Source organism: Rhodococcus sp. NPDC060176, from assembly GCF_042728675.1.
Taxonomy (GTDB): Bacteria; Actinomycetota; Actinomycetes; order Mycobacteriales; family Mycobacteriaceae; genus Rhodococcus_F.
The window spans coordinates 57,964-71,038 of sequence record NZ_JBHWYS010000015.1 but is presented as its reverse complement, the minus strand read 5'-3'; the positions used below and the strand labels follow the sequence as shown (position 1 = coordinate 71,038).

At 64.1% G+C, this 13,075-nt stretch carries 10 protein-coding genes; 1 reads left to right on the top strand and 9 read right to left on the bottom strand.

Going from position 1 to position 13,075, the window contains the following annotated elements:
- Window positions 1-20 precede the first annotated feature (20 nt).
- The 4 genes from ACFWEM_RS33220 to nox all read right to left on the bottom strand — a co-directional run bounded on the left by ACFWEM_RS33220 (window position 21) and on the right by nox (window position 4,054).
- Window positions 21-1,211 carry an N-acetylmuramoyl-L-alanine amidase gene (locus ACFWEM_RS33220; protein ID WP_020909860.1) on the bottom strand — a complete coding sequence of 397 codons (1,191 nt, stop codon included), beginning with the start codon at window positions 1,209-1,211 and terminating at the stop codon, window positions 21-23.
- 128 nt (window positions 1,212-1,339) lie between these two features.
- The gene (gene trxA / locus ACFWEM_RS33215) at window positions 1,340-1,663 is read right to left on the bottom strand and encodes a thioredoxin (RefSeq protein ID WP_003942530.1); all 324 of its coding nucleotides are present in this window, start codon (window positions 1,661-1,663) and stop codon (window positions 1,340-1,342) included.
- A gap of 38 nt (window positions 1,664-1,701) precedes the next feature.
- Complete coding sequence (gene trxB, locus ACFWEM_RS33210; protein WP_347872409.1) at window positions 1,702-2,709, bottom strand: thioredoxin-disulfide reductase; 1,008 nt, start codon at window positions 2,707-2,709, stop codon at window positions 1,702-1,704.
- 133 nt (window positions 2,710-2,842) lie between these two features.
- Entirely contained in the window at window positions 2,843-4,054 is a 1,212-nt protein-coding gene (gene nox, locus ACFWEM_RS33205) for a 4,4'-dithiodibutanoate disulfide reductase (RefSeq protein ID WP_378539890.1), read from the bottom strand.
- 98 nt (window positions 4,055-4,152) lie between these two features.
- Here nox and ACFWEM_RS33200 point away from each other — a divergent pair, with 98 nt between their 5' ends.
- Entirely contained in the window at window positions 4,153-4,719 is a 567-nt protein-coding gene (locus ACFWEM_RS33200) for a helix-turn-helix domain-containing protein (protein ID WP_020909857.1), read from the top strand.
- A gap of 9 nt (window positions 4,720-4,728) precedes the next feature.
- On the opposite strand, the gene ACFWEM_RS33195 is transcribed toward ACFWEM_RS33200, so the two are convergent.
- From ACFWEM_RS33195 to ACFWEM_RS33175, 5 genes are read right to left on the bottom strand one after another with little or no spacing between them, the layout of a single operon-like run.
- Window positions 4,729-5,445 (bottom strand): hypothetical protein, encoded by a 717-nt coding sequence (locus tag ACFWEM_RS33195; RefSeq protein ID WP_378539888.1) that lies wholly within the window; start codon window positions 5,443-5,445, stop codon window positions 4,729-4,731.
- A gap of 53 nt (window positions 5,446-5,498) precedes the next feature.
- Entirely contained in the window at window positions 5,499-6,125 is a 627-nt protein-coding gene (sigM, locus tag ACFWEM_RS33190; RefSeq protein WP_378539887.1) for an RNA polymerase sigma factor SigM, read from the bottom strand.
- A gap of 47 nt (window positions 6,126-6,172) precedes the next feature.
- Entirely contained in the window at window positions 6,173-10,117 is a 3,945-nt protein-coding gene (locus ACFWEM_RS33185) for a lipid II flippase MurJ (protein WP_378539885.1), read from the bottom strand.
- Complete coding sequence (locus ACFWEM_RS33180; protein WP_378539884.1) at window positions 10,114-12,468, bottom strand: DUF6049 family protein; 2,355 nt, start codon at window positions 12,466-12,468, stop codon at window positions 10,114-10,116. Before ACFWEM_RS33180 ends, ACFWEM_RS33185 begins: the two co-directional genes overlap by 4 nt.
- Window positions 12,465-13,052, bottom strand: a complete 588-nt coding sequence (locus tag ACFWEM_RS33175) for an NUDIX hydrolase (RefSeq protein WP_378539883.1) — start codon at window positions 13,050-13,052, stop codon at window positions 12,465-12,467. Before ACFWEM_RS33175 ends, ACFWEM_RS33180 begins: the two co-directional genes overlap by 4 nt.
- Window positions 13,053-13,075: the final 23 nt, after the last annotated feature.

Sequence of the window (13,075 nt, the reverse complement as noted above, 5' to 3'; positions counted from 1 at the left end):
CCAGGTGCCGACCGCAGGACCTACGAAATGCGGTCGGCTACCGAAAGTTCTTCTGCGAGAAGCTCGGCGAAGGTGAAGGTGCCGGTCGGCTGATCATCTTGGCCCAACAGATACAGCCGCTTGACCGAGATCAAAATGGCTTCGGCGATGGTGTCACGCATCCGCGGATTCGTCAGTACCGCAACGTCGGACGCGTTGGACAGGTAGCCGAGATCGATCTGCACCGTCGGCATGTTGGTCAGGCGCAACAACTCCCACGTACGTCCGTGAGTTCTGCAGTCCCGCAACGGAGTTCGCGCAACGATCTCGCGCTGAACGAATCCGGTCAACACCTGACCGATCATCGAGACCGAACCGTGCGAGTTACCGAAGTGGAAGCTCGCGACACCGTTTGCCGACGGGCTCGAGTTGCTGTCGCAACGCAAGGAGATCATCAGATCGGCGTCGAACGCGTTGGACGTCAGCGCGCGCTCGGCCTCGGTCGGATCGGCGTTGTGCGGGCGGGAGAGGAAAGTTTCCATCCCGGTTGCCGCCATCCGTCCCTCGAGGCGCATGGCCAGATCCCAGAGGATGTCGGCTTCGGAGATGCCGTTGACGATGTTGCCGGTGGACGGCCCACCGAGGCCTGGATCGATGACGATGCGCTTGCCGCCCAGCTGCGGGCCCTTGCGCCTCACCAATTCCTCTTCGCTGATGGCGTGCGGGGAACCACCGGTGACGCGGGTTCCCAACAGTTCCAGCGAACGCAGTGTCTGCGGACCGCAGATACCGTCGGCGGCGATACCGATTTCACGCTGGAAAGACGAGAGAGACTCGTGGGTCTGCGGACCGAAGAAACCGTCGACCCGGCCCGCATAGAAGCCGAGGTCCTGCAATTTTGCCTGCAGAGCTGCGACGTCGTCGCCGTACAGCGGCGCGGACAGCTGGTAGATCAACGTACGGGCACCCAGGCGGTACGAGGCCTCGCGAAGTGAGCGATACGTTGCCGGACCCACAATGCCGTCGACGAGGAGCCCACGCTGCTGCTGGAAGGCGCGAACGGCGCTGTCGAGTTGATGATCGAAGATGGCGTCAGGCGCAACCCAGTGGGCACCGTCGGCGCTTTCACGTCGAATGCCGGAAGTTCCGTGATGGAGGTATCCCAGCTTCGTCAATGTGCCCCGAATCTCGGCGACGGCCGGGCCGTGATCGCCGTGTCGGAGTCTGTGCATGCGTGAAAGCCTCTCGGATCGGTTAACGAATTCGATCGATGTGCCTGGTCGTAGACCCGATCAGGCACATCGATCGATTATCTCAGAAATTCTGTGGATTGCGAGAATCCACGATGCTTAACCAGCCGTCAGAGAACGTCTGCGAGGTCCTTGAGCAGTGCAGCCTTGCCCTTGGCGCCGACGATCGTCTTGATCGGCTTGCCGTCCTTGAACAGGATCATCGTCGGGATCGACATGACCTGGAAATCGCGGGCGGCCGCCGGGTTGGCGTCGATGTCGAGCTTCGCGACGGTCAGCTTCTCGCTGTTCTCGCCGGCGATCTCCTCGAGTACCGGGGCGACCATCTTGCACGGGCCGCACCAGGTTGCCCAGAAATCGACCAGAACGGGCTTGTCGCTGCCCAGGACGTCCTGCTTGAAGGAATCGTCGGTGATGGTGACGGTATTCGACACTGTTACTCCTCGAGGGTTGGGTACGACAGCTTGATGAATCAGGGAGCGCCGACGACGTCGACCGTATGGCCGGCAGCGTCGAGCGTGTTGGCGGTGATGTCGCCGCGGTCGGCCAGCCAGCGTTCGGCGTCGATTGCTGCGGAGCATCCGGTGCCGGCAGCGGTGATCGCCTGACGGTACGTGTGATCGACCAGGTCACCGGCAGCGAAGACGCCGTCGACGGAGGTCGCGGTAGAACCGGGAGCGACGCGCACGTATCCGGCGTCGTCGAGATCGACCTGGCCCTTCACGAGCTCGCTGCGCGGGTCGTGGCCGATGGCGACGAACATGCCGGTGATCTCGAGTGTGGAGGTCTCACCCGTGACGGTGTCACGAACGACGAGCCCGGTGACGCTGTTCTCGCCGAGGACCTCGACGGGCTCCGCGTTGGTGAGGAAGCGGATCTTCTCGTTCGCCTTGGCGCGCTCGAGCATGATCCGTGAGGCGCGGAATTCCTCGCGGCGGTGCACCAGGGTGACTGAGCGAGCGAAGCGGGTCAGGAAGGTTGCCTCTTCCATCGCGGAGTCGCCGCCGCCGACCACGACGATGTCCTGGTCGCGGAAGAAGAAGCCGTCGCAGGTGGCGCAGGCGCTGACGCCGCGGCCGAGGAGGCGTTCTTCACCGGGAATGCCGAGGTAACGGGCTGCCGCGCCCATGGCGAGGATGATCGCGTGCGCGGCGTACGTTTCGCCGTTCGCGACGACCGTCTTGATCGGGCCGCTGAGGTCGATCTCTTCGACGTCCTCGGTGCGGATGTCGGTGTCGAAGCGCAGTGCCTGCTCACGCATCTGTTCCATCAGGTCCGGGCCCATGATTCCCTCACGGAATCCGGGGAAGTTCTCGACCTCGGTGGTGGTCATGAGGGCGCCACCGAACTGGGTGCCCTCGAAGAGCACGGGCTGGAGTTCAGCACGCGCGGTGTAGACACCAGCGGTGTAACCGGCCGGTCCGGAACCGACAATGATGACGTCATGGACCGCGGGCGTGTTTTCCAGCTGGGTGGTCATGCGAGCCTTCCAATAGTGAGTGCAGACCCTCCGCTTCTTGGAGAGCCGTACCGATCAACACCAGGATAAGGGGTGTTGTTCCCGCACCCGGCTGGAAAGTGGCTCACAGTCCGCAGGACTCACTGGGCGGGGTTCATTGGGCAGGGCGCAGTGCCTCCCGAACCACCAGCGCGTCCCGAACCACACAGCGCGTGCCGGTGTAGATGGTGGGCATGCACTTGTTGCAGTGGATACACAGCCCCTCGTCGACGCTCTCGGCTTGGAATTTGTTGACCAGCTGTGGGTCCCTGAGGAGCGCACGCGCCATGGCGACGAACTCGAACCCTTCGTCCAGCGCGCGCTCGATGGTGTCGACGCGGTTGATGCCGCCGAGCAGGATCAGCGGCATGTTCAGCGCTTGCCGGAACTGACGGGCGAATGGAAGGAAGAATCCCTCTTCGAACGGGTAAGTCGGAAAGATTTTGGGACCGTAGAACTTCAGCCCGTACCCGACGAGCTTGGGTTGGGAAGCAACAAATTCTGCGAGTGGGACCTCGCCGCGGAAGAAGTACATTCCGTTGAGAAGTGAACTGCCACCGGTCAATTGCATCGCGTCAAGATGCCCGTCGTCTTCGAGGATCTGTGCAATCGGCAGGCTCTGGTCGAGCCACAGACCCTTCGGAACCCCGTCGGACATGTTGAATTTCGCGGTGACCGCCACGGTGGATCCAGCAGCTCGTCGCACCGCTTCGATGACTCGACGCGGATACTCCGCGCGCTTGGCGACGCTGCCGCCGTATCGATCATGGCGTTTGTTCAAATTGGGGCTCATGAACGAACTGAGTAGGTAGTTGTGACCGAGATGGACCTCGATGGCGTCGAATCCCGCGTCCACGGCGACGCGGGCGGTCCGTTCGAAGTCGGCGACGACACCGTCGAGTTCGGCAAGTGTCGCGCCTTTGACGAGGCCCATCGCCGGCGGACTCAGCCGGGTCGACGGCGCCAGAGTCTTCGTCTTGTTGGAGAGCGTGTTGGCGACCAGCCCCGCGTGGCCGATCTGCGCCGCGGCCAGTGCGCCTTCGGTGTGGACGGCATCGGTCAGTCTGCGCAACCCAGGTAGTGCGCGCTCGTCCATGACAAGGGTGTCGCGGTGCACTCGTCCACCCGGTGAGACGGCGCAGTAGGCGACGGTGGTCATCGCGGCTCCGCCGCGGGCCACTTCAGCGTGGAAGTTGATCAGATCGTCGGAGACCGCTCCCCTGGGCATGACGCCCTCGAACGTGGCAGCTTTGACGATGCGGTTGCGCAAGGTCAGGGGGCCGAGACGTGCGGGTTCGAATATCGACGGTGTGGGCGCTGTGGTCATTTTCTGCTTCCTGCGGCGGCCTGATCATTACGATGCCAGTGGACTCGTATATATGACGATATAGCGCCTTCTCCCAATCTGTCCGACAATTCGACACGATGAATGCCACAGGATCAGGTCGCCCACGAGACCCACGCATCGACGACACAGTTCTCGAGGTCACCCGAGCGATGCTCCTCGAGGTCGGTTGGGAGCAACTCAGCCTCCGGGCGATCGCGGCACGGGCAGGGGTCAGTCGGGCCTCGATGTCGCGGCGATGGCCGTCGAAGGCGCACCTCGTTCTCGGATCGATCCTGGGCGCAACACCTGACCTGACGCCGTTCGAGGGCACCGATCGCGACGGCTGGATCCGTTGGGTGGTGGAGGGAAGTGCCCAACTCTTCTCGCGGCCCGAGGTTCGCGCCGCGTCGCCGGGACTGCTGGCAGCATTGCGCGACCATGACGATCTGCGCAACGAATTGTGGCGCGGGTTCAGTGGGCCGAGTACGCAACTCTTCCTTCAGAACGCCGAAGATCCCGAATCGGCGCTGCTCGACGCCAAGGCCGTGCTGGTTTTGGCGGCCGGAGCAGCGATGTTCTCGAGTCTGATAGCGGTCGAGGACGATACGGATGCATTGCGCGGGAGAATTCTCGAACTCCTGCTACCCGCCGCAACGCCGCGCTGACCCTCGAGGTCAGCCGATATTCTTGACCGACAACGTATTCGGATTGCCCTCGCTGCAGTCGGTGCCGACAGTCAAAGCAGTGATCTGACGCGGTTGTGATCCCGCGAAGAGTAGGACTATCGCCGGTGCCTCGTCGATGCGAACCTCACCCGAACCGAGCAGGGGCCTGCCCTCGTCGATGTCGTTGGCACGTAGGCAGCCGGCCAGTTTGGACGGATCATCCAGTGGTCCAAGATTTTTGGATCCGATGAGTGAGAGCAGCGACACCGAATCCGGATCGTCGACAGCCGACGTCGCCGGTGTGCTCGGTTGAGCAACAACGCTTTCGGGAGGTTCGGAATCTCGGGTTCCGATCACAATGATCACGAAGGCCACCGCTACGGCTGCTGCGGCACCGAGAACCCACGCTTGTGGGCGCCGCCGGAACGGTACGACGGTTGTCTCTGCAGGCGCCTCGACGTGGCTGGGCTGTGAATCGAGTGCCGAATTGATCCGCTCGGCAAGCAAATTCGGGATCCGGTCGTGAGGGGTCTCGCGTGAGTTCAGTGCCGCAAGTGATGTTGTGACGCCGTCGAGAGTGGTGACAAATGCATGGGCGGCTGGGTCGGCGTGTACCAGCGGCCACAGAGATGCACTGGTTTCGGGATCGAGAACCCCGGCGTGAAGATCCGCCAAGAGGTCTTCCGAAAACGGAGGAGACGGAACGCGGACAGACGGATCTGTCATGAACCCTCCCTCGGCAGTCGGTGTGGACGCTTACAAGATAGGACGCGGCCGGTTCACGAATGGTTCCCGCCTTCGCGAAAGTCCTCCAACTGGGCGGCGAGGCGCTTTCGGGCGCGGGCGCAGCGACTCTTCACGGTCCCTACGGGCACTCCCAATCTTTCGGCGGCCTCGGCTACCGGATACCCCTCGACATCGACGGCGACGACGGCAGCGCGCTGCTCAGGGGGCAGCGATGCCAGTGCCTGTTCGACGGTCAGGCTCATGTCCACTGTCGCTGCGTAGTCGCGGTGATCTCGAGGTTCCTCCGCATTCTCGGAAGACAGAGAGAACGCGGCGCGTGATTTGTTGCGTCGGATCCGGTCAAGGCAGGCATTGACCACGATGGTGTGGAGCCAGCTTCGCACCGCCGCGTCGCCGCGGAACTTCGCCGCCTTGCGGTGCGCGGACAGCAGACCCTCCTGGAGCGCGTCTGCCGCGTCCTCGTCCGAGTAGCTCGTACGCCGGGCAACGGCCCATAGATGATCCTGATGCCGGGTCAGAAGTTCACGGAACGCATGGCGATCGCCTGCCACATGAGCAGTCAACAATTCGAAATCCGTCGTCTCGAGATTTGTGTTCTCGAAACTTCTGGATTCGAATTTTCCGGCTCCGCCCCCGGTGCCCCCCCGATAACTGTGCACGGGCGGATATTAGCCCAGTCGGTAGGTTTCAGAAGGGCCAAGGGCGATCACTTTGCAGCAGTGAATGCAATCTCCGAGATGGATGTCTGGTTTTGTCCGGATTCGGTGCTGAGCTGCGTAATCCAAACCAGGACATACTGACCCGAGCCGTCCGACGAGAGCGGAATGTCGGTCACACCGTTCTTCAGTACACCGGATCCGATTTCCTTGGTCTGATCCAACGAAGTATTCGCAGAAGGGGCAGAACGGATTTCAACGACGGTTCCGGGCGAATCAGACGTGATCGCAATGTTCTTCAGGTTTGCCGCATCGGCGAGCGTCACCATCAGGCCGACGCCGTTCTTCAGTGACGGGAAGGGCTGGAAGTACGAGTCCGACGACCATGCGGTGGCTGGATTGCCGTCGATGGCGTTCTTCGCCGTCGCCGGCTGGTCCGGCGTGCCCTGGGGTGAGAACACCGTTACGGCCGAGGCAGCTACCGGCACCGTTGCTGCCGCCGGTGCGGGCGCGGGTGAATTGTTCTCGGGCGCAGTGGCTTCGGTGGTCAATCCGAAACTCTGCTCGCTGAGCGGGGTGTCGTTACTGCCGCCCGAGAGGAAGCTCGCAACCCACACCACAAGGAGAATCAGGACGATCACGGTGAAGACGCCGAGCGCCGTCAGTGCCGCGAGCATCCGCGTCGACTTCTTCTTCTCGGCCTCGATGGCTTCCGGGTCGTTCAGTGCATGACCCGACGCTCCCTGTTCGCGGTGGCCGAGACGAAGTGCCGGAATCATTTCCGTCTTGTCGTTGACGACGGACGCCTGATCGAGGATGTGCTGCACGGTGGCAGCAGTGCGGATTCCACTCTCCGACTGCAAAGCTCGAACCGCAACGGCCGAGATGTCGAACGGGACCTCCGGACGAACGACTCGAGGTTCGACGATGTTGCCGTCGGCGCCGCGGCCGGCGGGAAGCAGACCACCGACGGGACCGGCGGACGGTTCGGCGAGCGGCCAGCGCGCCGTGATGAGCGAGTACAGCATGGCACCGAGGCCGCGGACGTCGCTGGTGGAATCGGCGTCGGCGAGCGTCGCCGGGAACGCCAGTACGGCGTCACCGTTGATGCTGATGCGAACGCGGTCAGGGTGATCGATGGACAGCGCACCGCCGGTACGGTGAGCGGCCTCGGCAGCGGCCGCGAGAGCGCGGATGGCGCGCGCTGCACCGATCGGCGACGGCGTCGTCTCGGCCATTTCACGCAGCGAGCGGCCGGGAGTCCATTCGGCGACGACGATGCCGCCCGAGCTTCCGCGGACGACGTCGAGGACGCGAGCCAGACCAGGCGAGTTGATTCGTCCCAGGCGCAGAGTGCGTGAAAGAACTGCCTGCGGTCCGGACTGGCTGTCGTCGTCACCGCGCTGATCGGCGTCGACGAACGTCAGGGCTACTTCACGGTCGAGCTTGACGTCGAGAGCTTCCCAGAACTGCAGCCCGCGGGTTCCGCCGTGCGGGGCAAGCAGACGGTAGCGTCCGCCGGCGACAGATGCGCCGGGGATGAGCTTGGGTCCACGGGGCATCGGTCGCTGTGCCGGTCGTGATGCGGATCCGGCGGCAGACGAACGAGGCGCAGCGGGCGGAGTCTGAGCGGCAGCCGTCTTCGGAGATTCGGGTGCCTTCTTGTCCGGAGCAGGTGTCTTCGACACAGGTGCTGAAGGTGTCTTGGACACACTGACCGGAGGCACCGGCGGAGCGGCCTTCTGCACCGGCTGCTGTGGCTTCTGACCCTGCTGTGGCTTCTGACCCTGCTGTGGCTTCTGGCCGACAGATGCGGAGGAACTCGTGGATGCAGGTGTGCCCGACGATGCCGTTGACTTCTGTTCGGACGCTTTCACGGCAGAAGTCCCGGCACTCTTGTTGCCGGAAACGTTGTCGTCGCTCACCCTCGCTCCTTCTCCATCGATAGCCCGTCCCCGAATACGCGCGGGTTGCGATCCTGTACGCCCATGACCAGGGTACGGGAGCGCACCCGGTCGTTCTTGCTCGTTTGATCCCGTTCTGATTGCAGGAATCAGCTCGGTGACGTCGTCGTCAGTGTTGTTACGTGTGTCCGGTTCGGCGCGACCTGTCAGTGAACGAATCTTGCGGGAGACCGCAACCGTTACCGACAGAACTTCCGGAACCTTCTTGAAGTAGAGAATCGTGAAGGTGATCGCGAGCATCAGAATGCCGCCGACGGCGACGCGAACCATCGAGCCAGGTCCGCCGAAACGCTCGGTGAGTTGATCGAATCCGAGGACCCGGTCGACCGCGAGCATGGTCAGCGAACCGGCCAGCGAGGCGAGTACTACGGACCAGACCGTCTTGCCCACGTTGGACATCTGCAGGTTTCCGAGGCTGCGATGCAGGAGGTATCCGCCGATGACGGCGCCGGTGATGTAGCCGAGGCCGTTGGCCGCACCGAGCAGGATCACGACCTGATCGCTGTTGGAGGCGAAGACCGGAGCCAGTGCCGAGAATGCGATCTTCACTGCAGTGATGCCGAGAACGATCCACGTCGGCGTCCAGGCTTGTTCGCGGGCGTAGAACACTCGAAGTTGGATCAGGACGAGTGCATACGGAATCAACGTGAATGCCGACCAGCTCACGGCGGTGCCGAGTCGTTCGGCCTGTTCGGGTCCGAAGCGGCCGTAACCGTAGAGCGCTTCACCGACCTGCGGACCCATGAAGGTCAGGAACATGATGATCGGAACCAGCGTGATCATGGTCAGACGTGTTGCGACCGACAGATCGTCCACGACGGCCGGGGTGTCGTCGGCCGCAGCGTTGCGGCTCAGGCGCGGCATGATCGCGGTCAGAACCGTCACTCCGAGCACGCCGTACGGGAGTTGCAGGAGCAACCAGGCCTGGCTGTAGATGGCAGGGCCGGCTTCGTCGGCATGTGAGGAAATCTTGGTCGCGAAGATCATGCCCATCTGGCTGATCAGGACGTACAAGACGATGGCGACGGCCATGCCGCCGAACTGGCGCAGGCGATCGTCGAGGCCCCATAGCGGCTTGAGCGAGATCTTCTCGCGGCGAAGTGCGGGGATCAGGCTGGCTGCCTGCACGATGACGCCGATGGTGATGCCGATGCCGAGGGTGAGCAGCTTGGCGTCGCCCATCGAGACCGGATCAAGCGAGATCTCGCCCGGAGTCAGGCGGTAGACCACGAGCACCACGAGGACGACGACGTTGTTGAGTACAGGAGCCCAGGCTCCGGGCTTGAAGATCTGCCTGGTGTTCAGAAACGCTGTGAACAGTGCCGACAGCCCGTAGAACAGGATCGCCGGCAGAAGTAGATACGACAGCGCCGTGGTCAGGTCGGTGCTGACCTTGCCGTCTTCGGACAGGAAGACGTATTTGGTGAGTACGGGCGCTGCCAGGGTCGCGAGTAGCGCGGCCATGCCCAGTAGAACGAGCGACGCCGTGAAGAGGCGTCGGACAAATGCTTCGCCGTGATCGGCGTCCTCCCGCTCGGCGCGGACCAGCACTGGGACGACGATCGCGGTCAGAACGGCGCCCAAGACGAGCTCCGCGATCATGTTCGGGATCTGGCTGGCCACGGTGAACGAACTGGCGATGGCCGGGCCGAGGACCATCAGGATCATCAACTGCTTGGCGAACCCCGTGATGCGGCTCGTCAGCGTCGCGATCGCGATGGAACCGGTTGCCGCGAGGAGTCGAGAGTTGGTCTCCTTGCGTTCCCCGACCTGAACATGGGCGTCGGTGTCGAACTCGTCCGACGTGGTCGTCTGCCGGTCGGCGAGTTCCATCTCGGCTTCGCGGTACCGGGGGTAGTCGCGGATCACCGGGATGGTCATGGTGGGTGCGTCGTCGAAACGTGCGTCCGGGTTGACCGGCTGGATCGGGTAACCGCGCTCCCACGGTGGCATCCGAGGATGCGAGCGGGTCGTGGCACTCTTGCGGGTGATCGCCGAGCGGCGACCCTCCTCGGGTGGATTCCCGGTCATGAGCGTTCGTACCCTTCATCTGCTGGGTCCGGCTGACCCTTGAATCGATGCCACAGCCGTCGCCCTGCCAGGAACAGCAGCAACCCTCCCGCTGTCGCCGTCACGGCGGCCAGGGGACGACCGTACGCATTCGACCGTACGGTCACGCTGGTCGGCGTACCCAATTGGCGGCCATCTGTCGTGGTCAGCGAGAAGTTGACTTCCAGCTTGCGAGAATCGTTCATTTCCGCGGGCACAGTCAACTGTCGGCTACCTCGCGGCGGAAGCTGTTTGGGACCGATGTCACTGATCTGCATCTCGGGTGGGGCTTCCACACGCAGGTCGACGTTGATGGCGATGGGCAGCTCGTTGCGCGCCACCAGCAGGAGCGGACTCTGCCCCGACGCGAGGGTGTAGACGCCGCCCGGAGACACCACACTGACGGCCCGGTACATCCCGTCGACGGCTTCGGTGACGTTGTCGGCGCGGATGGTCGCGGCCCGCTCCGCCCGATTGACCGACGCGGAGTCGACGTTGCGGCGATCGGCCAAGGTCATCGAACGGAGTAGATCTTCGCGGAGCGGCGCCGTGAATCCCCGGGGGGTGAGCGAAGCCGCCGGATCGTCCACGAGCGAAGCTTCGAGCCCGTCGATACGCGGAAGTTGGGTGGTTGCGGTCTCGACGACGGACGTCTGCGGACCGTCCTGGGTAGCCCGGTCCGGGTAGTCGAGAGTGGCGGCGTCCGTCGCGCCCGGTTGCCTGCCGAGCAGTGCCGGCAGGGCCTGAGGTGAGGCGAGCCCGGACCGGATGAGGGTCGCGAGCATCGAGAGCACCGCCGTGGCGTCGTTGCTGTCGGCGGTCCACAGTTGCGGCGGCGCGAAGATCTGATTGCGCGGCAGCGACGTCGGCGTCAGCGCGGCCCAGGCCATCGCCCCCAGCGCGTCCTGACGCCGGGCGCTGCGCGATTCGATGTCGATGGTCGGCGCGGTGTCGTCGGGGATGTACGACGGGACCTGCGGCTCCGAGCCGGTGGCGGCCAGCGCCGCTGCCGCCGAGGTGTCGAAGGCAAGCGCGTCGAGTGAGCCGGTTATCCGCGACGACAGCTGCGGAGCTGCCGAGTCGACGGAAGTGTCAGCCACCATCGCTGTGGTGGGATTCACGCTCAGCACCTCTGCGGTGGCCGAGTCGAGGACACCCGAATCCGGCCAGACGAAATCTCGCAGTGAGGTCACGCCGAGGATGTTGTCGACGATGTCCGCCGGCCGTGTGAGCGCGGTAGCCGTCAACTCCGGATTGGCCACCGAAGTGACCGCGGCGAGATCGGACTGCGCGAACGGAACCGCCGTCGTGCACATCGAGGACGCGAGCGTCTTCACCCGGCCGAGCCACTGGTTGGCGGCGTCGCTGCCGCGGCCTTCGTGCGACGGCCCGGTGGGGTCGGACGAGTTGTCGGCCACGAGGTATCCGCGAGTCATGTTCTCGACGGTGATCAGAAGGTCGGGGTCGATTGCCAGGCAGAGCGCATCCGTGACGCGGCGATCGGTATCGCTCTCGGGCTTGGTGGCGTTCTCCACCGCATCGACCAACGCGTCCAGACGGCCGCCGTCGGAAAGTTCGGTGGCAAGTTCGTCGTCGATCAGGCGTACGGGCTCGTTGACCGCGCCGGGGATTCCGCCGACGAGTCGTGGCGCGTCGGCCAGCGGCCACATGAGCGTGACGCCGATCGGGGCGGACGTGTCGGGGGGAACGACCGCCGTGGCGGACGAACTGGGGGTTCCGGCTGTGGCGTTCGATTCGGCTGCGGCCGGCACACCGAGGACGGGGAGCAGGAAGCGTGCGTCGTCGAGTCGGGCGGCACCGCCGTACTCCGGGGTGCCGTTCACGTTGACGAGCATCGGGTAGACGCCGGGTTCGGTGATGTCGAGAGACAACCCGGTTGTGCTCCGGAGCGGCAGGGTGAGCGTGAACTGCTTGGACTGGCCGGTGTCGAGGGTGGTGGCGACGGTGTCGAATTCGCCGACCGTGTCGAAAACAGCCTGGTCGAAGTCGAGTGCTGCGCGCACGTCCGAACTGGAGTCGATCGCGGGAGCGCGCTGCAGCCTCACTCCGACGTCCTCGACGGGACGGTCACCGACGTTCTTCACCGTGCCCTTGACGACGACGTTGCGGTCGCTGGTGGTCGTCACCGTGGTCGGTGCGGTGGAGTCGATGGTCAGCTGCAGAAATTTGGCATCGTTGGTGTTTCGCGCCGGGGCGCGCTCACTGGGCTGGCTGGCCGGTGCTGCACCTGCGACGGCCGTCGTTGCAGGCCCGAAACCGACAGCGGCCATCACCAGAGCGGCCACACCGGCCCGCCGCAGAGCCATTCTCATCCGGCGTCCGGTTCCTTCGGGTGCTGTGTTCGCAGAATCTCAGGTCGCTGGATTTCAGGTCTCGGCATCTCGGCGATCATCTGCGACGCGAGTTCTGCGAGTTTGCGCTCGTCGGCGTAAGCGAGTCGCGAGTGCAGTTCCGTCAGCGGCACCCAGGCGACTTCGGTGACCTCGATGTCCTCGTCGGAGAGTTCACCGCCGAGAAAGCGGAGGAGATAGTGGTGCACGGTCTTGTGGACGCGTCGACCTTCGGTCACGAACCAGTAGTCGATGCTGCCCAGCGGTGCCAGGACGGTTCCCTGGATACCGGTTTCTTCTTCGACCTCACGCATCGCGGTCTGCTCGGCGGTCTCACCCTGCTCGATATGGCCCTTGGGTAGCGACCAGAGCAGGCGTCCTCGCCGGTCGGTTCGGCCGATCAGTGCAGCGCAGAGGCGTTCGGGAGGTCCGCCCCAGCCGTCGACGACCAAGCCGCCCGCAGAAGTTTCACGGACGGTTCGCATCAAAGGTTTATCGGGGTTGCCGACGGCAGGTCGACGCCGCGGGTTGCGGCGACTCCTGTTTGTTCGTTCGGCACCAGACACCTCATCGATACTAGTTGGCCTTG